Annotated in this window: 25 protein-coding genes and 1 riboswitch; of the genes, 14 read left to right on the top strand and 11 right to left on the bottom strand. The window is 33.7% G+C overall.

The features are described 5' to 3' along the window. Positions 1 to 3 precede the first annotated feature (3 nt). Complete coding sequence (locus AC3Y25_RS00195) at positions 4 to 2,067, bottom strand: M3 family metallopeptidase (protein WP_489901334.1); 2,064 nt, start codon at positions 2,065 to 2,067, stop codon at positions 4 to 6. Between the two features lie 170 nt (positions 2,068 to 2,237). Here AC3Y25_RS00195 and AC3Y25_RS00200 point away from each other — a divergent pair, with 170 nt between their 5' ends. The 12 genes from AC3Y25_RS00200 (at position 2,238) to AC3Y25_RS00255 (ending at position 12,085) form a co-directional block, all read left to right on the top strand. After that, positions 2,238 to 2,900 (top strand): queuosine precursor transporter, encoded by a 663-nt coding sequence (locus AC3Y25_RS00200; protein ID WP_095927957.1) that lies wholly within the window; start codon positions 2,238 to 2,240, stop codon positions 2,898 to 2,900. 16 nt (positions 2,901 to 2,916) lie between these two features. After that, entirely contained in the window at positions 2,917 to 3,597 is a 681-nt protein-coding gene (locus tag AC3Y25_RS00205) for a hypothetical protein (RefSeq protein WP_489901335.1), read from the top strand. Between the two features lie 142 nt (positions 3,598 to 3,739). Beyond that, entirely contained in the window at positions 3,740 to 4,171 is a 432-nt protein-coding gene (locus AC3Y25_RS00210; protein ID WP_489901336.1) for a lipocalin-like domain-containing protein, read from the top strand. A 75-nt stretch (positions 4,172 to 4,246) separates the two neighbouring features. Beyond that, positions 4,247 to 4,810, top strand: coding sequence for a DNA-3-methyladenine glycosylase I (locus AC3Y25_RS00215; protein WP_489901337.1), 564 nt, complete (start codon positions 4,247 to 4,249; stop codon positions 4,808 to 4,810). Positions 4,811 to 4,895: 85 nt separating this feature from the next. Then, positions 4,896 to 4,993: riboswitch (TPP riboswitch) on the top strand. A 66-nt stretch (positions 4,994 to 5,059) separates the two neighbouring features. Then, complete coding sequence (gene thiS, locus AC3Y25_RS00220; RefSeq protein ID WP_489901338.1) at positions 5,060 to 5,266, top strand: sulfur carrier protein ThiS; 207 nt, start codon at positions 5,060 to 5,062, stop codon at positions 5,264 to 5,266. A gap of 115 nt (positions 5,267 to 5,381) precedes the next feature. Then, positions 5,382 to 7,205 (top strand): phosphomethylpyrimidine synthase ThiC, encoded by a 1,824-nt coding sequence (thiC, locus tag AC3Y25_RS00225; RefSeq protein ID WP_489901339.1) that lies wholly within the window; start codon positions 5,382 to 5,384, stop codon positions 7,203 to 7,205. 118 nt (positions 7,206 to 7,323) lie between these two features. After that, the gene (locus AC3Y25_RS00230; protein WP_489901340.1) at positions 7,324 to 7,929 is read left to right on the top strand and encodes a thiamine phosphate synthase; all 606 of its coding nucleotides are present in this window, start codon (positions 7,324 to 7,326) and stop codon (positions 7,927 to 7,929) included. Beyond that, entirely contained in the window at positions 7,896 to 8,636 is a 741-nt protein-coding gene (locus AC3Y25_RS00235) for a hydroxymethylpyrimidine/phosphomethylpyrimidine kinase (protein ID WP_489901341.1), read from the top strand. The genes AC3Y25_RS00230 and AC3Y25_RS00235 overlap by 34 nt, the downstream gene beginning before the upstream one ends. Continuing rightward, positions 8,629 to 9,267: a thiamine phosphate synthase gene (locus tag AC3Y25_RS00240; protein WP_489901342.1), complete on the top strand. Its 639-nt coding sequence runs from the start codon at positions 8,629 to 8,631 to the stop codon at positions 9,265 to 9,267. The genes AC3Y25_RS00235 and AC3Y25_RS00240 overlap by 8 nt, the downstream gene beginning before the upstream one ends. Next, positions 9,248 to 10,024, top strand: coding sequence for a thiazole synthase (locus tag AC3Y25_RS00245; RefSeq protein ID WP_489901343.1), 777 nt, complete (start codon positions 9,248 to 9,250; stop codon positions 10,022 to 10,024). Before AC3Y25_RS00240 ends, AC3Y25_RS00245 begins: the two co-directional genes overlap by 20 nt. A 153-nt stretch (positions 10,025 to 10,177) precedes the next feature. Continuing rightward, complete coding sequence (gene thiH / locus AC3Y25_RS00250) at positions 10,178 to 11,290, top strand: 2-iminoacetate synthase ThiH (RefSeq protein ID WP_489901344.1); 1,113 nt, start codon at positions 10,178 to 10,180, stop codon at positions 11,288 to 11,290. An 84-nt stretch (positions 11,291 to 11,374) separates the two neighbouring features. Beyond that, on the top strand, positions 11,375 to 12,085 hold the full coding sequence (locus tag AC3Y25_RS00255; RefSeq protein ID WP_489901345.1) for a HesA/MoeB/ThiF family protein: 711 nt from the start codon (positions 11,375 to 11,377) through the stop codon (positions 12,083 to 12,085). On the opposite strand, the gene AC3Y25_RS00260 is transcribed toward AC3Y25_RS00255, so the two are convergent. The 4 genes from AC3Y25_RS00260 to AC3Y25_RS00275 all read right to left on the bottom strand — a co-directional run bounded on the left by AC3Y25_RS00260 (position 12,082) and on the right by AC3Y25_RS00275 (position 14,920). Further along, a complete protein-coding gene (locus AC3Y25_RS00260; protein ID WP_489901346.1) occupies positions 12,082 to 12,876 on the bottom strand; it encodes an MOSC domain-containing protein in 795 nt (264 codons plus the stop codon). The genes AC3Y25_RS00255 and AC3Y25_RS00260 overlap by 4 nt on opposite strands. Before the next feature lie 3 nt (positions 12,877 to 12,879). After that, a complete protein-coding gene (aat, locus tag AC3Y25_RS00265; RefSeq protein WP_489901347.1) occupies positions 12,880 to 13,518 on the bottom strand; it encodes a leucyl/phenylalanyl-tRNA--protein transferase in 639 nt (212 codons plus the stop codon). A 121-nt stretch (positions 13,519 to 13,639) separates the two neighbouring features. Then, complete coding sequence (locus AC3Y25_RS00270; RefSeq protein ID WP_095927972.1) at positions 13,640 to 14,011, bottom strand: DUF3127 domain-containing protein; 372 nt, start codon at positions 14,009 to 14,011, stop codon at positions 13,640 to 13,642. Positions 14,012 to 14,044: 33 nt separating this feature from the next. Continuing rightward, positions 14,045 to 14,920: a flavin reductase family protein gene (locus tag AC3Y25_RS00275; protein WP_489901348.1), complete on the bottom strand. Its 876-nt coding sequence runs from the start codon at positions 14,918 to 14,920 to the stop codon at positions 14,045 to 14,047. A gap of 160 nt (positions 14,921 to 15,080) precedes the next feature. Between AC3Y25_RS00275 and AC3Y25_RS00280 the strand changes: the two genes are divergently transcribed. Continuing rightward, entirely contained in the window at positions 15,081 to 16,232 is a 1,152-nt protein-coding gene (locus AC3Y25_RS00280) for a sensor histidine kinase (RefSeq protein ID WP_489901349.1), read from the top strand. Positions 16,233 to 16,324: 92 nt separating this feature from the next. Here the strand turns inward: AC3Y25_RS00280 and AC3Y25_RS00285 are convergent, their stop codons facing one another. Continuing rightward, entirely contained in the window at positions 16,325 to 16,714 is a 390-nt protein-coding gene (locus AC3Y25_RS00285; protein WP_129748510.1) for an HIT family protein, read from the bottom strand. A gap of 72 nt (positions 16,715 to 16,786) precedes the next feature. After that, positions 16,787 to 17,263: a transcription elongation factor GreA gene (gene greA / locus AC3Y25_RS00290; RefSeq protein WP_111288069.1), complete on the bottom strand. Its 477-nt coding sequence runs from the start codon at positions 17,261 to 17,263 to the stop codon at positions 16,787 to 16,789. Positions 17,264 to 17,420: 157 nt separating this feature from the next. On the opposite strand from greA, the gene AC3Y25_RS00295 reads away from it, so the two are divergent. Continuing rightward, a complete protein-coding gene (locus AC3Y25_RS00295; protein ID WP_489901350.1) occupies positions 17,421 to 17,837 on the top strand; it encodes a Rieske (2Fe-2S) protein in 417 nt (138 codons plus the stop codon). A gap of 52 nt (positions 17,838 to 17,889) precedes the next feature. On the opposite strand, the gene AC3Y25_RS00300 is transcribed toward AC3Y25_RS00295, so the two are convergent. The 4 genes from AC3Y25_RS00300 to pnuC form a co-directional block, all read right to left on the bottom strand. Then, complete coding sequence (locus tag AC3Y25_RS00300) at positions 17,890 to 20,052, bottom strand: TonB-dependent receptor (protein WP_489901351.1); 2,163 nt, start codon at positions 20,050 to 20,052, stop codon at positions 17,890 to 17,892. Positions 20,053 to 20,319: 267 nt separating this feature from the next. Then, positions 20,320 to 20,721 carry an alternative ribosome rescue aminoacyl-tRNA hydrolase ArfB gene (arfB, locus tag AC3Y25_RS00305; RefSeq protein WP_489901352.1) on the bottom strand — a complete coding sequence of 134 codons (402 nt, stop codon included), beginning with the start codon at positions 20,719 to 20,721 and terminating at the stop codon, positions 20,320 to 20,322. 1 nt (position 20,722) lies between these two features. Continuing rightward, complete coding sequence (locus AC3Y25_RS00310) at positions 20,723 to 22,837, bottom strand: DUF4301 family protein (RefSeq protein ID WP_489901353.1); 2,115 nt, start codon at positions 22,835 to 22,837, stop codon at positions 20,723 to 20,725. Beyond that, positions 22,798 to 23,421: a nicotinamide riboside transporter PnuC gene (pnuC, locus tag AC3Y25_RS00315; RefSeq protein WP_250834178.1), complete on the bottom strand. Its 624-nt coding sequence runs from the start codon at positions 23,419 to 23,421 to the stop codon at positions 22,798 to 22,800. Before pnuC ends, AC3Y25_RS00310 begins: the two co-directional genes overlap by 40 nt.

Below are 23,421 nucleotides of genomic sequence, written 5' to 3' on the forward strand. Positions count from 1 at the left end.
AGACTAACTTTCAATTGGAAAATTTCTTGCTCTCATCAATGCGTTAGATTGTGGCGAATGTCCTCTGAAATTTTCATACATCTCTTCATTATCAATCGTATTTCCAACGCTTAAAACCGTTTTATAAAGGCGTTCAGAAACATTCTTATCAAAAGGTCCCTCTCCTTCCAAAAATGCTTCGTAAGCATCTGCATTAATCACATCTGCCCATAAATAACTATAATACCCAGCCGCATATCCGTCACTTGAAAAAATATGAGCAAATTGCGGAATCCTATGTCGCATCACAATTTCAGCAGGCATATTAATTTCACTTAGGACTTTCTCTTCAAATGCATTCGGATCGACCGTTTCAGTTGTTAAATGCAGTTTCATATCAACAAAAGAACTTGAAATCGTTTCTACTGTTGCAAAACCTTCGTTAAAATTGGCCGCTTTTCCTATTCTTTCTACCAATGATTGTGATAAAGGTTCATTCGTTTTATAATGAAGTGCAAATTTATTCAACACTTCTGGAGTCCCTAACCAATGTTCTAGCAATTGCGAAGGAAACTCTACATAATCTCTCGCAACAGAAGTCCCAGAAAGACTCGGATAAGTTACATTCGAGCATAATCCGTGTAAAGCATGTCCAAATTCATGAAATAAAGTTGTAGCATCGTCCCATGAGATTAAAACGGGTTCATCACTGTTTCCTTTAATAAAATTGCAATTGTTCGACACAATAGGAAGCACGTTACCTTTTATTTTTTGTTGGTCTCTATGTGAATTCATCCATGCACCTGAACGTTTACCAACGCGCGCATATGGATCAAAATACCACAAACCGATTGGTTCTCCTGTATTTTTATTATTCACTTCCCAAACACGAACATCGGCATGATATACCGGAACATCAAATAACTGTTTAAATCCTAAATCAAACAATTCTCCAGCTACCCAGAACATTCCTTCTCGCAAATTCTCTAATTGCAGATATTGCTTTATTTCATTTTGATCCAAATCATATTGCGCTTTTCTAACTTTTTCCGCATAAAAACGATAATCCCAAGGCTGTATTTTAAAATCTCCACCTTCATTATTTACCATTTCCTGCATAGCAAAAACATCATTTTTCACCTTTTCTACGGCAGGTTTCCATACCGAGTTCATTAAATCCAGCGTTTTCTGTGGGTCTTTGGCCATTTTATTAGACAAACTCCATTCAGCAAAGTTTTTAAAACCTAAAATTTTCGCTTTTTCAGTTCTCAATTTTAAAATAGACACCAATATTTCATTTGTATCATTTTCATTCTTATTATCACCTCTTTTTACGAAAATATCAAAAGCTTTTTCTCTTAAATTCCTTCTGTTTGAGAAAGTCAAAAAGGGCTCGATCGAAGATCTTGTATTTCCAATACATCCTAAAACATTTAGATTTCTTTCTTTCGCTTCGGCAATTGCCGCATTCTTAAATTCTTCAGGCAAACCGTCAAAATCAGCTTTGGTATTTAGCTCGATATATTGATTATTCTCTTCTGCTAGCAACTTTTGACTGAAAGCTGTAAAAAGCCCCGCTAATTCCTGATTGATCTTAGCCACTTTATCTTTATTCGCTTCGTTTAGCTCTGCTCCTTCCCTAACAAAATCGGTATAATACAGCCAAAGCAAGCGTTGCTGTTCTTTAGTTAAATTCTCCTTTTCATCTGATTTGTATAAGGTCTCAATTCTAGAAAACAGCTTTCCATTTTGATACAATTTATCATTAATCTCCGCCAACTTTGGCGACATTTCGGTATCAACCACATTAAATTCTGGAGTACTCAGATTGGACCTGTAAATACCGTAGACCGCATGAATTTGATCTAATTTTCCGCCCGAAAGTTCTAAAGCTTCAATAGTATTTTTAAATGTAGGTTTTTCTGGATTATTGACGATTGCATCAATTTCTTGTAGTTTTTCCTGAATTGCAAATTCTATTGCAGGCTGAAAATCAGAAACTTTATAAGCTTTAAAATCTGGAACGCCTCCATAAGGACCAGACCAACTTTTTAACAATGGATTATTTAATTCTATTGGTGTTTTCATAACAAATACATTAATTAATTCTGTGCAAAATTTCAATTAAAAAAAAGCAACAGAATCTCAAAATTAACCAATCAAAAGCAAACTTCATATCGAAAAGGATTATAAAAATTAATCCGTTTCAAAGATTTAAAAGAAATAGTTTATTTTTGAAATATCAATTTAAAAATGACATGTTTAAAACCAGAAAAGAAATTGTTTTTGTAATTTTAGCAGGAATATTTATAACCAATGCCGTTGTAGCTGAGTTAATTGGAGGAAAGCTAATTCAAATTGGTCCTTTTGTGATGAGTATAGGAATTTTGCCTTGGCCAATTGTATTTCTTACAACCGATTTGATTAATGAATATTTTGGCGAAAAAGGAGTAAAAAAACTTTCTTTCATTACAGCATGTCTGATTGCTTATGCTTTTCTGATACTTTTTATGGCAATTGTTATTCCCGCCGCAAAAGGAATCAGCCCTGTTAACGATCAGCAGTTTGAAGCTGTTTTTGGGCAAAGTATGTGGATTATCGTGGGAAGTTTAATTGCCTTTATGGCCTCTCAGCTGATTGACGTCTGGATATTTTGGTTTTTCAAAAACAGAACTGGCGAAAAGAAAATATGGCTAAGAGCGACTGGCTCTACTGTTATTTCGCAATTGTTTGATTCGTTTATTGTTCTAGGAATTGCTTTTTGGCTTCCAGGAAAAATTGATTTTGACACTTTTATATCTTCAGGGTTAATAGGATATACTTTTAAATTAGCAATTGCTATTTTATTAACTCCAGCAATTTATTTAGGCCATCATCTGATTAAAAAATATTTAGACCAAGATCCTGCACACAAGGGATAAAAAACATATTTAGGTCATGAAAAATAATTACTTACTTATTTTATTCTCTGTTACCTATTTCTTTTTCAGCTGTGGCAATGACGAAAAAAAACAGCCTAAAAAAGTCATTCAATCTGTCAATAAGTTGACACCAGCAGCTATGAAGATACCTCGTAAAATTTCTTCAAAAAACATAACTGCTCCAAAAGAGTTTGGCTCAAAGAAAACTACTGCTCAAAAAAATCCTTTTTCACTTAAAAACCTGATAGAAGTAAACACTTTAAACTCTCAAGCGGAAAATACCGCTGCAAGTGCTCCAATATCTGTAAAAAAAGAAGTCAGCGAGGAATTATTGAATTTTGTTAATGTTCGTAAAATATTAGCAAAATGCAAAATAGGTGAGACTATGACTCAAAAGCAACTAACAGAACAATTTGAAATTCCAGAAGAAGCTGTTAAACTAATAAAAAGCGTAACCAAAACAGCAGAAAATGAATTGGCCTTAAAGTGGCAATCTACTTGGCTTGTTGAAAAAGTATCTGACGCAGAACTTGAAGACGGTAAAATGAAAGTAGTTTTTAAAGCCAATAAAATGTACACTTCCGGAAATGCAATTGGCATTAAATACAACCGAAAAATCTATACCAATCTAGTCATTGTTGGACATTCTGCATATATCCCAAGTGTAAAGGGATATAGTTGGCAAATAGGAAGATAAAAAAAATTCATCAGATTTATCTGAAAATCAGTAAATTATAAAAAAATGTTAAATAAATGCGAAAAAACTGATTTAAAAGCCTAGGTTTTCTTAAAAAAGATTTTACTTTTGTTAAAAAATTTAACAAAACAAATCTACCAAAATGAAAAAACTAAGTATTCTTTTCGTGTCAATCTTGACATTAGGTTTAACAGCAGTATCTTGCAGCAGTGATGATGATAAGAACGGCGGATCAATTGAAGGAAAATGGGAAGTAACCCACCAAGGAGCAGTTATTAGTGGCAAAGAAATATTACAACCTTATGACAGTGAAGGCTGTGAAATTCCAACAATGACATTTTCTAATGATGGTAAATTTGTAGATACTACATCAGAATATTGGGATTCAAAGTGTAGTACTTATACTGAAGATGGTACTTGGAAAAAAGACGGTAATACTGTAACTCTAAAATATAGTGACGAGGAAGTTAAATACGAAATTTTAGAATTAAGTGGCAGCACTTTAAAAATAAAATTCACTTATTCTGAAGGCGGAATATCAATAAGCGCAATTTCTGTATATAAGAAAAAATAATTCTTAAAATTAAGAATTTCCAAATGCCTCAAGCTTTATAGTTTGAGGCATTTTTTATACATTTAAAATAAAAAGATGGAACCAATAAGATGCAGCTGGTGCTCTGCCAGCGATTTGTATAAAAAATATCATGATGAAGAATGGGGTGTTCCTGTTTATGACGATCCTACTTTATTTGAATTTTTAATTTTAGAAACTTTTCAGGCTGGTTTAAGTTGGATTACAATTTTAAACAAAAGAGAAAACTTCAGAGCTGCTTTTGATTATTTTGATTATAAAAAAATAGCCCTTTACTCTGAAGATAAAATTGAAGAGTTAATGCAAAATACAGGAATTATTAGGAACAAACTAAAAATTAAGGCAGCGGTTTCTAATGCTCTGGCTTTTATGAAAGTCCAGGAGGAATTTGGTTCTTTCTCTAATTATATTTGGAAATATACTGATGGAAAACCGATTGTAAACCATCTAAAAAATTCAAAAGATGCCCCAGCTACTACTCCACTTTCAGATGAAATAAGCAAAGATTTAAAAAAACGCGGTTTTAAATTTGTCGGTTCGACGGTTATTTATGCACACATGCAGGCAACTGGAATGGTCAATGATCACGTGGAAGATTGCTTTACCCGAAAAGGAAAATAGTCTCGGTTTTCAGTCACAGTTTTCAGTTTTTTTGAACCTGAAACCTGAAACCTGAAACTTTTAAACAAAAATTACATATATTTGCTTCACACTTTAGGGGTGTCTACAAACTTGTAGGCTGAGATTTTACCCTCTGAACCTGATCTAGTTCATACTAGCGTAGGGAAAAGTAAGATGACTTCTGCACGCATTTTTATGCGTTCTTGTAGCCATTCCTAAGGTGTATCTATACACTAAACTCAATAAGGAATGGAACTTAAAATCAATCAACAAACCAAACAATTCAATGCTGAAACGCTAAGCGTTCAATCATTGCTCGATCTCGAAATTCCGCAAAAACAAAACGGAATCGCTATTGCCGTCAACAATACTGTTGTTCCAAAAAACAAATGGCGCGAATTCTTCGTACAAGAAACTGACGAAATTCTGATTATTTCTGCCACACAAGGCGGTTAATTTTTAAAATTCCAAAACAGAAAATTCCAAATTCCAAATTTTCATCCTTTACGAAGACGCACTGCAGTACGTCTCTACAACAGCTCATGACTCATAACTTATAACTTCTTTTACTATGACTACAGAAGAACAAATATCCAGAACCCCGTTTCCAAATTCTAAGAAAGTATATATCGATGGAGAAATTCATCCCATAAAAGTAGCAATGCGCGAAATTACTTTGAGCGATACCAAACTTTCAAATGGCGGAATTGAGAAAAATCCACCCGTAACAGTTTATGACACTTCGGGCGCTTACACAGATCCGAATATTGAAATTGATATTAGAAAAGGATTGCCGCGATTAAGAGAACAATGGATTCTAGATCGAAATGATGTTGAAATTCTAGACGAAATTACTTCAGATTATGGCTTAAGCCGATTAAAAGATGAAAACCTAAATCATCTTCGTTTTGAGTATTTACATCAGCCAAAACGTGCTAAGAAAGGCGCGAACGTAACACAATTGTATTACGCCAAACAAGGAATCATTACTCCAGAAATGGAATATATTGCGATTCGTGAAAACCAACGTATTGAACTTTTAAATGAACAAACCAAAGCCATGCAATGCCAGCACAGCGGAAATAGTTTTGGTGCAAATACTCCAAAAAACAAAATCACTCCAGAATTTGTACGCTCTGAAGTTGCCTGCGGAAGGGCGATTATTCCAAACAACATCAACCATCCAGAAAGCGAACCTATGATTGTGGGACGTAATTTTTTGGTGAAAATAAATGCCAATATCGGAAATAGCGCCGTGACTTCAAGCATTGAAGAAGAGGTTGAAAAAGCCGTTTGGGCTTGCCGTTGGGGAGCTGATACGATTATGGATTTATCAACAGGAAAAAATATTCACGAAACTAGAGAATGGATTATTCGAAATTCTCCTGTTCCAATTGGGACTGTTCCAATTTATCAAGCTCTTGAAAAAGTAAAAGGAATTGCCGAAGATTTAACTTGGGAAATTTTCCGTGATACGTTGATTGAACAAGCAGAACAAGGTGTTTCGTATTTTACCATTCACGCTGGGGTTTTGCTTCGCTACATTCATTTAACCGCAAATCGCGTTACTGGAATCGTTTCTCGAGGCGGTTCTATTATGGCAAAATGGTGTTTATTTCATCATAAAGAAAACTTTCTTTACACGCATTTTGAAGAAATCTGCGAAATCATGAAACAATACGATGTGGCTTTTTCTCTTGGAGACGGTTTGCGTCCGGGTTCGATTGCAGATGCGAATGACGCTGCACAATTTGCCGAATTAGAAACTTTGGGTGAATTGACAAAAATTGCTTGGAAACACGATGTTCAGGTTTTTATTGAAGGTCCAGGGCACGTACCAATGCACATGATTAAAGAAAACATGGACAAACAGCTGGAACATTGTCATGAAGCTCCATTTTATACTTTAGGCCCTTTAACTACGGATATTGCGCCGGGTTACGACCATATCACTTCGGCAATTGGGGCCGCTATGATTGGCTGGTACGGATGCGCGATGTTGTGCTATGTTACACCGAAAGAACATTTAGGTCTACCGAATAAAAAAGATGTTAAAGATGGGGTAATCACTTATAAAATTTCTGCCCATGCTGCCGACTTAGCGAAAGGCCATCCGGGTGCGCAGTATCGCGATAACGCGTTAAGCAAAGCAAGATTTGAATTCCGTTGGGAAGATCAGTTTAATTTGGCTTTAGATCCAGACACAGCAAGAGAATTCCATGATGAAACACTTCCTGCTGATGGCGCAAAAGTAGCACACTTTTGCTCGATGTGCGGCCCTAAATTCTGTTCTATGAAAATATCTCAGGAAATTAGAGATGTCGCTGCGGCTGAAAAAGGAATGCAGGAGAAATCAGAAGAATTTATTGAACAAGGAAAAGAGATTTACATATAATCAAAGTATCAAGATGAAAGAATTAAGTATTAAGATTTTAAATCGATAAACTTTCAATCCTTCCATCTTGATACTCTCGTCTTAGTACTTAATACTCAAATCTTAATACTTTCAAATAATGATTGTAATTACAAATCCTTTTTTTATTGAAGATGAAATTCAAATTCTTCATTCTTTATTGGAAGAAGGATTGTCTTTGCTTCATATTAGAAAACCTGATTTTTCAGAAGTAGAAATGACACAATTTATTCATCAGATCAAATTAGAATTTCGGACTAATCTAGTTTTGCACAGTCATCATCAGTTAGCCGAAGATCTTGGTATTGATCGATTTCATTTTTCTGAGAAAGAGAGAAAAGAATTTCCTGCAAGGTTTCCAAAACCTTGTAGGTTTAAATGCGAATCAATTTCAACATCAACGCATTCCATCGAAGATTTCAATTCGTTAGAAACGAAATTTAATTATGCATTCTTAAGTCCTGTTTTTAAAAGTATTTCTAAAGAAAATTATTCTCCTCAAAAAGATCTTTTTCAAGAAATAAAATCAAGAAAAAATCATAAAACAAAAATGGTTGCTTTGGGCGGAATTGATTCAGAAAACATTCAAAAAGCATTTGAAAATGGTTTTGATGATGTCGCTCTTTTGGGAACTATTTGGAAAAATGAAAATCCGTTAAAACAATTTAAATTATGTCAGAAAATCGTCCATTCGTACTTACAATAGCAGGTTTAGATCCGTCTGGTGGCGCTGGAATTTTGGCTGACATCAAAACATTTGAACAGCATAAAGTGGCTGGTCTTGCTATTTCTACAGCAAATACTATTCAAACTGAAAATCAGTTTTATGAAATTCAGTGGACTGATTTGAGTTTTGTAATTCGTTCGATCAAAACTTTGTTTTCAAATTATAAAATTAGCGTTGTGAAAATTGGAATTGTGTCTTCTTTACATGATTTAAACCAGATTCTTTCAATTATAAAACAGCTTTCTCCTTCAGCAAAAATTGTTTGGGATCCTGTTTTAAAATCGACTACAAAATTTGAATTTATGAATACTGAAGATCAATTTGATTTAAATAAAATACTGTCAAAAATCGATTTGATTACACCGAATTATCATGAAGCTGAAATTTTATTTCCTGATTATATTTCTAAAGAAAATAAATTTTCAACGAACATTTTATTAAAAGGCGGACATAACGAAAAGGCACTAGGAACGGATCGTCTATTTCTAAAAGATGAAGTGTTAGAATTACTTCCATCAGAAAAAAACTGCTTTGAAAAACATGGCTCAGGTTGTGTACTTTCTTCTGCCATTGCTTCGAATTTAGCTTTAAATCAGCCTGTAAAAGAAGCCTGTAAAAACGCTAAAATCTATATCGAAAATTACTTGAGCTCAACTACAACTTTAATAGGATATCACTATGTATAGCAAACTTCAATATATCTCGCAGGGCGAAACTATCGAAAATCAATTGTATAATATTCACAAGGCGCTCGACGCTGGTTGCAATTGGATACAAATGCGTTTTAAAAACCAAACACAAAAAGATGCTTTCACTTTAGCGGAAGCGGTAAAATGTTTATGCGAAAAGTACACCGCCAATTTTATTGTAAATGACGATTTGCATCTTACCAAAGAAATAGACGCTTGTGGAGTTCACTTAGGATTAACCGATACCAAAATCGACGAAGCAAGGGCGATTTTAGGCGCTGCAAAAATTATCGGAGGAACTGCAAATACTTTCGAAGATATTGAAAATCATGTTAAAAATGGCTGTGATTATATTGGATTAGGACCTTTTCGCTTTACTGCCACAAAAGAAAAACTAAGTCCAATTTTAGGATTATCAGGCTATTTCGATATTCTTCAAAAACTGAAAAAAAATAAAATCGATCTTCCTGTGTATGCCATTGGAGGAATCACATTAAGAGACGTGAGTCCGTTAATGGAGACTGGAATTCATGGAATTGCCGTTTCTGGAATCATTACCGAAAGTGATGAGAAAGAAAAATTAATTCATCAACTAAACGAAAAATTACATGCAAACATCATTGTTTAATATAGGAGACAAAACCCTTCACTCCCGCTTGTTTCTTGGAACGGGAAAATTTGGTTCTAATGAAGAAATGGAAAGCGCTATTTTAGCTTCAGAAAGTGAATTGGTTACGGTTGCCTTAAAACGTATCGATCTGGAAACGGATACAGATGCTATTTTATCGCATTTAAATCATCCAAAAATCAATTTATTGCCCAACACTTCGGGAGCAAGAAATGCCAAAGAAGCTGTTTTTGCAGCGCAACTAGCTCGTGAAGCTTTGGAAACCAATTGGGTAAAACTCGAAATTCATCCCGATCCAAAATATTTAATGCCAGATCCAATTGAGACTTTAAAAGCAACAGAAGAATTGGCTAAACTCGGCTTTATTGTACTTCCTTACATTCATGCTGATCCTGTTTTGTGTAAACATTTGGAAAGTGCTGGGACTGCTGCCGTTATGCCTTTGGGTTCACCAATTGGAAGCAATAAAGGTTTAAAAACGATTGATTTCTTAGAAATTATCATTGAACAAAGTACAGTTCCTGTTATTGTCGATGCAGGAATTGGAGCTCCTTCTGATGCCGCAAAAGCAATGGAAATTGGTGCTGATGCTGTTTTGGTGAACACTGCAATTGCTGTTGCAGGAAACCCGAAATTAATGGCTGAAGCTTTTAGAGAGGCTGTAATTGCAGGAAGAAAAGCTTTTGAAGCTAAAGTTGCCAATCAGCAAAATTATGCTTCGGCTTCTAGCCCGTTGACTTCTTTTCTTTACGAATAAATTTAACCGCAAAGTTCGCAAGGTTTTTTCGCAAAGTTCGCCAAGCTTTGCGGACTTTTTGTCAAAGACAAGAACTCAAAGCTTAGCGAACTTTGCGTATTCTTAGCGCACTTTGCGTTAAAAAACTTTTGCAGTAAAACTAAATAAACTCACATGAATACTTTTAAAACTATTTTTGAGCAATATAATTGGGATGAAATCCAATCCAAGATATATAAAACCACATCAAAAGATGTTGAGCGCGCTTTGGCTAAAACCAAATACAACCTCGATGATTTTTTGATTCTGATTTCTCCTATTGCTCAAAATTATTTAGAGCAAATGGCACAAAAATGCAATGAAATCACCAAAAAACGTTTCGGGAAAACCATTCAGATGTATGCCCCGCTTTACTTAAGCAACGAATGCCAAAACATTTGTACGTATTGCGGATTTAGTTTAGACAATAAAATCAAAAGAAAAACTCTTTCTGATGCTGAGATAAAACTGGAAGTAGAAGCCTTAAAAAACACTGGCTTTGATCATGTTTTATTGGTTACAGGTGAAGCAAATTATACAGTAAACATCAATTATTTTCTAAATGCAATTGATTTAATTAGAAAAGATTTTTCTATTATTTCTGTTGAAGTACAGCCACTTTCTACAGAAGATTACCAGCGTCTGCATGAAGCTGGTGTTTATTCTGTTTTAGTTTACCAAGAAACATATCATCAGGAAGTTTACAAAAAATATCATACAAAAGGGAAGAAATCAAACTTCGATTATCGATTGGAAACTCCGGACCGAATTGGAACTGCCGGAATTCATAAAATAGGTTTGGGCGTTTTATTAGGTTTAGAAGACTGGCGAACAGATAGCTTTTTTAATGCTTTGCATTTAGATTATTTGCAAAAAAAATATTGGCAAACGAAATATTCGGTTTCTTTTCCACGTCTTCGTCCAGCTGAAGGCATTATTGAACCTAATTTTATTATGGATGATAAAGATTTGACGCAATTAATCTGCGCTTACCGTTTATGGAATGAAGATTTAGAAATTTCGATTTCAACTCGTGAAAACGAGAAATTTAGAAATAATATTATTCCGATTGGGGTTACAAGCATGAGTGCTGGTTCTAAAACAAATCCGGGTGGTTATGTTGTCGACCCGCAATCTTTGGAGCAATTCGAAATCAGCGATGAGCGCTCGGCAGAAGAAATTTCAAAAATTATTAAAAACGCAGGCTATGAACCCGTTTGGAAAGACTGGGACAAAGCTTATAGTTGAAATGTTTCAAGTTTCAAGTTTCAGATTTGAAGACTTAACATTTTACAATTCACAGTTCACAATTCACAATTCATAATTTAAAAAATGAGCATTATACAAGAATTTCTTCGTTACAACAGACAAACTATTCTGCCCGAAATTGGTGATGAGGGGCAGGAAAAATTAAAAAAAGCTAGAGTTTTAGTAATTGGCGCAGGCGGTTTGGGCTGTCCAATTTTACAATACATTACAACTGCAGGAGTTGGTTTTATTGGAATCATGGATTTTGACACTATTGAAATTCACAATCTTCATCGACAAATTTTATATACCGAAAATGAAATTGGCCAGTGCAAATCAATTGTAGCGAAAGATGTAGTTTCCAAGCTAAATCCGCTGATTGAAGCTATCGCAATTAACGAAAAACTAACTGCTGAAAATGCTTCAAAAATCATTCAGCAGTATGATATTGTTGTAGATGGTTCTGATAATTTTTCTACTCGCTATTTAGTCAATGATACTTGCATTGAGCACGGCAAACCTTTAGTTTACGGAAGCATTTTAAAATTTGAAGGGCAAATTGCGGTTTTCAATCATAACGGAAGTAAAAATCTTAGAGATTTATTTCCTGAAATGCCCGATCCAAAAGATGTTCCAAATTGCAATTTAAACGGTGTTCTAGGAACATTGCCAGGAATTATTGGTAACATGATGGCGCACGAAACCTTAAAATTAATTTTGGAATTACCAACTTTAAAAAATGAATTGGTCATTTTTAATACTTTAAACTGGAACTTTATAAAGCTGAATTTCTAAAAAACAACCTCATCACCTACGCTAATAATTCCAGAATTTAAACTCACGATATTGGTTCCGAATAAGACAGAATTGTCCACATTTCTGTATTTACTTAACGTTTTCAAAGGTTCTTTTTTCAAACGTCCATTTTCTGGATCATTGTTCACCATAACGCATCTTCCGCAAGGTTTTATGTTTTTAAATTGAACTCCGCCTATCGCAAAAGTCTTAAAATCATCTTCTTCATGAGGGTTTTCGGTGCTTACTACAATGTTGGGACGAAATCTTTTTATGGTAATTTTTTCATCGAGCTTCTCATTCAAAAAATCTAAACTTTTGGATCCAATTAATAAATATGGATAACCATCTGCCAAACTTACATTGAATGTTTCTTTTAATCTGGAACTTTCGTGCTTACGGGCTCCATTTTTAAGTATTTTAACCAATTTGCATTCAAAACCTAAATGCAAGCTAAACCATTTTGATGTTTCTAGATTTACCTCAACAACTTGGCTTTTATCATCCCACACATTTACTTCTATTGCATCTTCTAAACTTTCGTCAGTAGAGAATTCATGTTTTTGATCCTGAAACGTAATACTGATTTTTCCATTTGAGATCTGCGGATAAAACTGGCTCATAATGCGATGTTCTCTCTGCGTCAGCATTTGATTTTCTGCATCAATGAGCATCCAACGTCGATCGTTTTCAAATCCCATTTCTTCAGCTTTTGCAGACTTAAGGCTGATTCCCGCGAAACTCTTTATCGGATAAATATAAATTTCTTTTACGCTGTAAATTGTATTCATTTTCTATTTACTTTTTAAAATGGACATAAACTCTTCACGATCAATTTCGCGACAACCCAAACTATCCAAATGTGGATTATAAACCTGACAATCCAATAATTTGTAATTCTCTTTTTCTAAATGATTTACTAGAGATATAAAAGCCACTTTAGAAGCATTTGACACTTTCGAAAACATACTTTCTCCACAGAAAATATGTCCCAAATCGACGCCATACAAACCTCCAACTAAAACATCGTCTTGCCAAACCTCAACCGATTTTGCAATTCCTTGACGATTAAGTTCACAATACGATTCTACTATATCATCTGAAATCCAAGTTCCGTCCTGGCCAATACGTTGTATTTTCTGGCAGTTCGAAATTACTTCTTTAAAATTGGTATTAAAGGTAACTGTAAATTGTTTTCTATTTAAAATATTCCGCATACTTTTAGAAATAACTAATTCGTCTAAAAATAAAACCATACGAGGATCAGGTGCCCACCAAAGTATAGGCTCACCTTCATTAAACCAAGGGAAAATTCCTCTTTGGTACGCCAATTTTAAGCGTTCGGGACTTAAATCACCACCAACAGCCAAAATACCTTCTTCATCGGCTTCTGAAACGGGCGGAAAATATAAATTATCAAATAAGAAATACATTATTTAAATTTCAATGACAAAATTCTAATTAGAATTATTAATTCAAAAACAAAATTCCAAATCCCAAACTCAAGTGAATGAATTGGAATTTGGAATTTATAATTTGGAATTTAAACCTTTTTTAGAACGGTAAATCGTCTGGTTCGTCTTCGTTTATACTTGTTGCTGGCGCAAAAGTTTCTGCAGCTGGCATTGGTGCTCCTTGTGCAGGCCCTTCTGGAGCTAATCTTTCGATTCTCCAACCTTGAATACTATTGAAATATCTAGTTTCTCCTTGTGGGTTAACCCATTCTCTTCCTCTTAAATTGATAGAAACTTTTACTGCATCTCCTTGTTTATAGCTACTCAATAAATCGCATTTATCTTGTGTAAATTCGATTAAAATATGTTGTGGATACTGCTCCTCAGTAGTAACAACTAACTCTCTTTTTTTGAATGAGGCACTAACTTGCTGCTCTGGGTTAACCACTTTTACTTTTCCTGTAACTTCCATCTTCGTCTATTTAATTATTGTTTCTATTTCTTTTTATTTTTTAGCTAAAAGTACTTTCCAAGCCGATTCTACATCGCCATTATCCAAGTATTTTTTGGCTTCTAAGTGTACTTTTTTCTGGTCGTCTGAGCTTAAAACTCCTTTGACTGCGAAATTTTCTTTCACAAATATAGTAACTTCTTCTTTTGTAGGCAAGGCTTCTATATTACCTAATTTTCCTAAATCATTTCCATCAAAAACATCACTTTCTTTTACATAATCTGGTATTGCATCTACTCCAACCCCTAGTGTTGTCAAGGGTTTTGCAACTTCAAAAAGTCCTTGATTAGATCTTGAATACCAATTATTTCCAAGTCTCGAAACCAAGTCAATTTTATGCTGATCGATTGCTCCGTTTTCATCTAGAATCGATTCGTGGATATGAATTTTCACCACTTCGCACAAAATCAGATTTCCTGCTCCTCCTTCTGTTCCTAACGGAATAATCTGCGTAATCTTACATTCAAACTGAACTGGAGATTCTTTTACTCGATATGGTTTTACTAAATCTGACGGGATTTGAGTTAATCCAGCTTTAATAAATTCGTTTACTCCGTCTCCATATTCTGTACTTGCTAAAGAAGTTTGCTGAACAATATCGTAATTTACAACATTTATCACTACTTCTCTAGTTGCTTCGGCATTAATTAAAGTATGTTTAATCGTATTATCGCGAACACGTCTTGATGGCGAAAAAACCAAAATTGGCGGATTGGCACTAAATACATTAAAGAAACTAAAGGGAGATAAATTTGGAACTCCAGTTTCGCTAATTGTACTTGCAAAAGCAATAGGCCTCGGTCCGATTGAACTCTGCAGATAGCCTTGCAATTTGGCCGTTGGAATTTCTTTTGGGTTAACGCTGATCATACTTTAAAATTTAGACAGAATCTCATTTTAGTAGCTACAAAAGTATTGAAATGGTTTAATTCGAAGAAATAGTTTTGCAGATAAAAACGAAAAATCTTTCCACATAGGCAAAATATAAAATGTGTATATTTCGTTATATTTATACCTCAAAAAAACTGATATGTCTTTTTCTGAAAGAACAAATACAACCCGCTGGATTATTATTTCGGTCTGTTTTATAATCATTTCCCTAATTCTTTGGAATACTTATACTTTCTTCCAAATTTTTAAAAATGAAGAACGCTTGAAAATGAACCTTTTTGTAAAGGCACAAATTTCAATAGTTAATGCCGATGAAAATACCGATGTAGAACTTCCTCTTCAGATTTTTAACAATAATACTTCTATTCCGGGTATAATTATGCTGTATGATAAAGTGGTGAGTGCAGTAAATGTCCCCGACGAAATTCTGAATGATAAGAAAAAAAGGATCGCTTTCTTAAATAAGCTGAAAAATGAAAATGAACCAATCACCTTCGAATATGCACCTGGGAAATATCAGACACTATATTATGGCAACTCTTCATTACTAAATAAACTCAAATATTATCCTATTGCACTGCTTCTGATTATATTTTTATGTATTGCTTTAATTTACAATTTTTATAAAAGCACCAAAATGGCAACCCAGAACAAACTTTGGGCTGGGATGGCAAAAGAAACAGCGCATCAGATTGGTACACCGCTTTCTTCATTAATTGGCTGGGTTGAAATATTAAAAACAGAAGATATAGATCCGTCTATTAGTACCGAAATAGAAAAAGATATCGAACGTTTGCAGACTATCACAGATCGTTTTTCCAAGATTGGTTCGATACCCGTTTTGGAACTTCACGATATCGTACAAGAAACTAAAACGGCTTATGAATATCTACAGTCCCGTTTTTCTAAACAGGTCGCATTTTCGTTTCAAGCTCCAAAAGAACCTATTTTAGGAATGATAAATCCAACATTGCATAGCTGGACGATAGAGAATTTGGTTAAAAATGCTATTGATGCCATGAAAGGAAAAGGAACACTAGACCTTTATCTCGAACAAGATGCAAATCATGTAAAAATCAATATTAAAGATTCTGGAACTGGAATTCCTAAAAAGCAGTTTAAAACTATTTTTGAAACTGGTTTTACAACTAAAAAACGTGGCTGGGGTCTTGGTCTTTCTTTAACTAAAAGAATTGTCGAGGAATATCACAATGGAAAAATAAAAGTTCTGCATTCTGAAATTGGAAAAGGAACTACTTTTCAGATTTCATTAAATAAAAAAGTGCAGTAATCAATTACTGCACTTTTTTGCTTTATATATAATTTTTCAGCTTTATATGGCTTCGACTCCGCTCAGCCTGACAATCTTATTCTATTTGAATCTTATAAATTTGACTGAATATCTTTTGCTAAAGCTTCGAATTCTTCTTTTGAAAGAGAAACTTTATCAATAAAACGCATTTCATCCATATGGTTTAACGGAATCAAATGTACGTGTGCATGAGGCACTTCAAGTCCAACAACTGCAATTCCGATTCTTTTGCATGGAACTGTCTTTTCTAAAGCTGCTGCCACTTTTTTAGAAAATTTCATCAGCCCTAAATACAATTCTTCATCCATATCAAAAATCTTATCGATTTCTTGTTTCGGAATACAAAGTGTATGTCCTTTAGCATTCGGATTTACATCTAAAAATGCTAAATAGTTCTCGTCTTCAGCGATTTTGTATGCCGGAATTTCTCCGTTAACTATTTTAGTGAATATTGATGCCATTGTTTATTTGTATAATTCGGTTAATCGTCAAATCGGTTAAACGAATAAACAATTAACCGGTTAAACTAAAATTTAATCTCTCGAAATTTCTAAAATTTCAAATTTCAAAACTCCGTTTGGAACTGTAATTTCAGCTACTTCTCCAACAGATTTTCCTAATAAACCTTTCCCGATAGGAGAAGTTACAGAGATTTTACCAGTCTTTAAATCTGCTTCACTTTCAGCAACAAGCGTATACTTCATCTCCATTCCGTTGCTTTGATTTTTGATTTTTACATTCGATAAAACCAAAACTTTAGAAACATCCAATTGAGATTCGTCAATTAATCTTGCATTTGCATATACTTCTTCTAGTTTAGAAATTCTCATCTCTAACAAGCCTTGTGCTTCTTTTGCGGCATCATATTCTGCATTTTCAGACAAATCTCCTTTATCTCTTGCGTCTGCAATATCTTGAGATGCTTTTGGACGCATTACACTTTTCAGGTGCTCCAATTCATCTTTTAATTTTTTTAATCCTTCAGCTGTATAATAAGATACTTTACTCATAACTTCATCGTTTATATAAATACAAAAAATCCCATCGCGACGGGATTTTCTTACCACAAATATACTATAATTTTTAATAGTACATAATTATATGTTAATCATATAGATTTCAAATCTAAATAAATTATTTTTGTTTTAACTAATTCTTATTCAAATAATGAAAAAAATCTGGTTTTTTATCGCATTTACTGTTATTTTATTCTCTTGTAGTGACAATAGCAAGAGCAACAACAATCCTTACATTCCTAATTATTCTGTAAACGCATATCTTGATACCAATTTGCCAACTTATAACAAGTTAATGTATCCGAGCAACCCTGTTTATGTTGCCAATTACGGTGCAAAAGGAATTATTGTTATGAAGACTGGCGAAGGAACCTACACCGCTTTTGATGCTGCCTGCCCAAACCAAGCCTTAACTTCTTGCACTGCAATGACAATTGACGGAATTTATGCTGTTTGTTCTTGTGATAAAACTCAATATAATTTATTTACAGGACTTGGCGGAAAAGAATATCCGATGAAACAATATCGTGTCGAATCTTCTGGAACTGTTATTCACGTATACAACTAAATACAAAAAAGCCTGAAAAATAAATTTCAGGCTTTTTTTGTATTTGACTTCATTAGAATTTCAAATTTAAACCAATTAAGAAATTTGTTCCTGCTTGAGGATAATAGTATGGATAAACATCATACATGTATCCGTTTGAAACATATTTTTTGTCGAAAATATTATTAACCAAAGCCGTTATGGTTATCGATTTAAAAATCTTATTAGGAATTATTTCGTAAGAAGCATTAAAATCGTTTACGAAGTAATCTGCCAATTTTGCTGCAGGAAGTTCAATGTTATTCATATATTGTTCTCCAACATATTTCTGCAATAATGAAAGATACAATCCCTTAAGTGGTTTGTATACCACTACGTTTCCTGCAATAACTTCTGGAGAATACGCAATTTTAGTTGTTCCATAGTATTCGCCATCAACAGCCAAATCCACATTTTTATTGCTGCTCAAAGTAAAGTTTGGTCGTAAAGTAAATTTCTCAGACAGCGCAATTGTGGCATCAAATTCAAAACCTAAACGGTAACTTTTCTCTGTGTTGGCACGAATTGGGTTTCCAACATCGTCTAATCTTCCCGTTAAGATTAATTGATCTTTGTAAGCCATATAATACACGTTAGAATTCAGTTGGAATTTCTCTGTATTAAATCTCCATCCTAACTCATAATCATTTAATTTTTCAGGTTTTACATTTCCGCCTTCGTAATCGGTTCTATTTGGCTCACGATTCGCTGTTGCATAAGAAAAGTACAAAGTGCTGTTTTGAGTAAAGGCATAATTTAAACCTGCTTTAGGATTAAAGAAATTGAAATTATCATCTACCAAACCAGTTTCTGCACTATTAGCCTTGTATTTTACATTTCTGTATTGTAAATCTCCGTAGAAACTTAATTTTTCTGTGAATTGGTAATTTGCTTTCGCGAAAATATTACCGTCTGTTTTTGATGAATAATCATCGTAGTAGTGATCTCCTAATTCAGATTGAGAAGCATATCTTGCCCAGATTACTTTTCCAAAATGATCTCCTTCATACTTGTTCCAACCTCCGCCCAAAATCACATTCAAGTCCTCTGTTACATATTTAGCAGAAAAAGTAGTTCCGTAGAAATCATTATCCAACCATTTTTGGCGAATCAAATCTGTTGTTGTTACTGTTCCAACAGGATTTAAACTATAATCGGCCATGTCTGCATCTTCTTTATAATTTTCGAAATAACCTTTTCCTTTTGTATAATGCAATGCAAAATTTGTACTCCATTTATCAGAAATTGATTCGCTCCAATGCAATTGATAATGATCTTGATTGTAATTATCGGTTTCGTTATCATAATAACGCGTTACACCAAACTCGTCTGTATATACTCCTGCCGAATTATACTTTCTGTTTTCGTTTAATGTTTCCCCGTCAATTCCGTTCCAAGATTGATATGTTTTTTGAGTTCCGCCAAAGACCAAAGCTTTAATCAAGGTTGTTTTGCCAACATAAGTCCCTTGAAGGAAATATGATTTTAAGTCTGCGCTTCCACGATCAATATAACCATCTGTTTTTATTGTAGATAAACGCCCCGCAATTTCAAAATGATCATTCATCAAACCAGTACTAAATTTCACTGTATTTTTAAATGTATTGAAAGATCCCGCAGAACTAGAAATTTCTCCAGTTGCTTTATTAGCATAATTATCTGTCAATAAATTTAAACTAGCTCCAAAAGCACCTGCTCCATTTGTAGATGTCCCAACTCCGCGTTGTAGTTGAAGGCTTTCTACAGAAGAAGCAAAATCGGGCATATTTACCCAAAAAGTTCCTTGACTTTCTGCATCATTATACGGAATTCCGTTTATGGTTACGTTTACACGAGTAGCATCACTTCCACGCACACGAATTCCGGTATAACCAACACCGTTACCTGCATCTGAAGTTGTTACAACCGAAGGAAGATAATTCATCAAAACAGGAATGTCCTGACCTAAATTTCTATACTTAATTTCTTTTCTATCCATATTGCTAAAACTCACTGGAGTTTTAGAAGTAACACGAACTGCAGAGACTAAAACATCGTCAAGCTGATTAACCTTTGTAGAATCTTGCTGTTGCGCAAAAGAAAAAAGAGAATAGAAAAAAGAGAATAGAAAAAATAAAATAGATTTGGTTCTGCTCATTTTTTGAGCCTTAGAACCTTTGCAACTTAGTACCTCAGTACCTTTAAAGATAGTTTTCATTCGTAAAGAATTACGAATAAAAGGGGGAATTATTCTTTTGTTAAATTAATAAATGTGTTTCCCGACAAAATAAAGTGTATACGCTCGATTGTGTCGTTTTTCCCTTAGCAACATTACTCGCTCAGGTTCTTTGGGTATGATCTCAGCTCGTTATTTAGAGCACCCCTTTGAGACAGTGCAAATATAAAAAAGTATTAAGATAAATGTATTAAGTATTAAGATTTTTCATCTTTGAATTTCTTAATACTTAATTCTACTGTCTTAATACTAAAAATCTGGTTTTCTTCTAGTCTGTTTTATTTCAGAAATACTTTTCTTGTCTTTAATTCTCTTTTTAATTACCGCTTTCGGAACTTTTGTAGCCTTCCTTACTTTCGGAACATGCAATCCTTTTTTGATAATTTCCAAAAATCGTTTAATTACAATTTCTTTATTTTTAAGCTGACTTCTGTCTTCATCACAATTTAAAATCAGGATATTTTCTGAAGTTAATCTTGCTGCTATATTTTCCTGCAAGAGCAATTTTTCTTCATCAGACAAAGATTGAGAAGCATTCAAATCAAAATTCAGAACAACTTTTGAGGAAACTTTATTCACGTTTTGTCCGCCCGAACCGCTACTGCGAACGGCTTTAAGACTTAATTCTGATATAATTTTTTCTGCATCCATATTATTGTGGCTGATGTGCCGCTTTCAATAAATCGTTTACTGTTTTTACGGGATTAAAAGTAATCAAAGGAACAGCAACAAAAATAGTAAGCCAATTTGCCATTGAACCATTCCATAGACCTGGCAATTCATAACTTCTCACTGTCTTTCCATCAATACTCTTTTCTACAATAAAACCAGCTTTCTGATCTACAAATTGCAATAAATCAAACTTTTCATTTTTATAATTCTTAATACCGCAAACTAAATCTACGGGATTAAAATGAGTCGACTCTGTTAAAATTGACTGTTGCTTTTTACTTGTCAAATCTACTTGAGAAGTTTCAACAATTTGCAGAGAAACCACACCTTTATCATTCATAACCCAAAACGGACCGCCTCCAGGTTCTCCCTCATTTTTTACCATTCCGCAAACACGAATTGGCCTATCTAAAAGTTCTCTAATTTTGTTTATCTTATTCTCAAAAGTAAATTTATTGAAGTCATTACCCATCTCGACATTTAGCTCTTCTTTTAAAAACAAAACAATATCTGCAAGATGGCCTTCTTTAATCTTATTTTGGTCAATTAATTTTAAATAAGAAAAAACTTTTTGTTGTACTTCAATCAAAACACCTGCCAGTGTTTTTTTGTACAATGTAATTTTATCGATATGATTTTGAATTACATTGTCTATATTTTTAATAAAAATTACATCAGCATCAAGACTATTAAGATTTTCAATTAAGGCTCCATGTCCACCCGGTCTAAAGACTAAATTTCCATTTTTATCTTTTACTAATTTCTTTTTCTCATCTATAGTAATAGAATCTGTACTTTTATTTTGATAAGAATATCCAATATTAATTTTCACCCCAGATGGTTCTTCAATTTTTTCTATAACATCATCAACTCCTTTGTAAAATAAATTTTGATGAATTTCTGAAACTGTAAAATGCAAATTGGACACCTTATTTGAAGTAGCATAATGTATACACTCGTTCAAATGCTCTTCTATTGGAGTTGCAATATGTGTGTCATACCAATGAAATGGCAATACGGCTTTTGGTTTATTTGCGAAATCAAAATAGTCTGGAGACAACAATAATTTTATAAAATAGTAATTCTTTAAGTCTCTTTCAAGAGTTTCAAAATCAGGATAAATTTCTCTTAATTTTTGATCTACTGCTTTAAAGAAAGGAAACTTATCCATTCCGATAATAAAAATGGCAAGTTCTTTATCTTTTTTTCTATTGATGTAAGCATTAATCGTTTCTTTCTGAATATCAAAATCATTCAAAAAAGCAGTCAAGAATTTAAACATTCTTGTTGCTGCTCCAGAAGCTGGAACAAATTTTTTGATCTTTAATTCTTCTTTCTGATTATCAAAAAAATCAGCTTTTTCTTCGAAATCAGCTTCTGTTAAACTTAAAATTCCATTACCAATTGTGGCAGGATTTACTAAATTACTTTTAATGATTCCATTATCAAAAAACTCTAATTGTTTTAGAATAGCATCAAAAGAAATACCTCTATTGTATATCTGCACAAAATCATTCGATGAGAAATCATTTTCTTTAGCAATAGTCAAATTCTCAATGATGGATGTTGCTTTTTCCAATCTCGTTTCTTTATTACCGGATAAGATTATAAAAGGCTTTTTTGTATCTATTAAAGTTTGTTTAAAAGCAGAAAAAACAGTTTCTCTTCCTTCGGGAGTATCACGAATATCATCTTTTTCCCACGGAACATCAATATCGGTCAAGAAAAACAAATCGTATTCATGCTTTAATGCCACTTCATTCAAAAGCGGGTCGCAAAAACCATAATACATTTCAGAGAATACTTTAGTCACCATTAAGTTGGTGTCGCAAAACAAGTATCTATTTGCATTTGCAAGCTTTTCGTTTTCTAATGCAGTCTGTCCATAAGCTATTGGCAACATATCATCTGCGACGCAAATATGCTGATTTTCTTCCCATTTTTCTTGCAAATAGTCACGTGCAAACTCAGGAACCCATTCTGTTTCGTAGTAATCGGCAAGCTGTTTTGCTAAGGTTGTTTTCCCTGTACTTTCAGGTCCAAACAAAGCAATTTTTATGATATTTGTTTTTTGCTGTCTAAGATTTTTCTCCATTCTAAATAAGCTGAAATAGCCAAAATTGTAAAAATTATATACTGAAGTGACAGCATCCCTAAGCCACGATAAGCATAAAGAGGCACAACAATAATATCACCAATAATCCAAAGTGTCCAGTTTTCTATTTTTTTTCTGGCCATGTACCACATTCCAGCAAAAAATATCCCAGACGAAATCATATCGACATAATTGTCTTTATGAATTTCATAGTCAAAATATTTATAAATCCCGAAAACTACAAAAACGGTCACAATAAACAGTAAGATTCCGATTATTTTTTCCTTAAAACTTGTACGGGTAATCGGCAGATTGTCTTCAGTTGTTCCTCCTTTTGCCCACACATACCATCCATAAATACTCATTATTGAGAAATAAGCATTAATAATCATGTCTCCTATATAACCCGCAACATAAAGCAGATAAACCGATATTACGGTAGCAATTAGTCCTGTGGGATATACCCAAATATTTTCTTTTTTAGCAAACCAAACGCTCAAAATTCCGCAAACAAATACTAAAAACTCTAAAGCAATATGCCATAGCGGTGCATTTTTATAACTTTCTAAAAAAAAATCTATCAT

The organism is Flavobacterium sp. LK-23 (assembly GCF_058135255.1).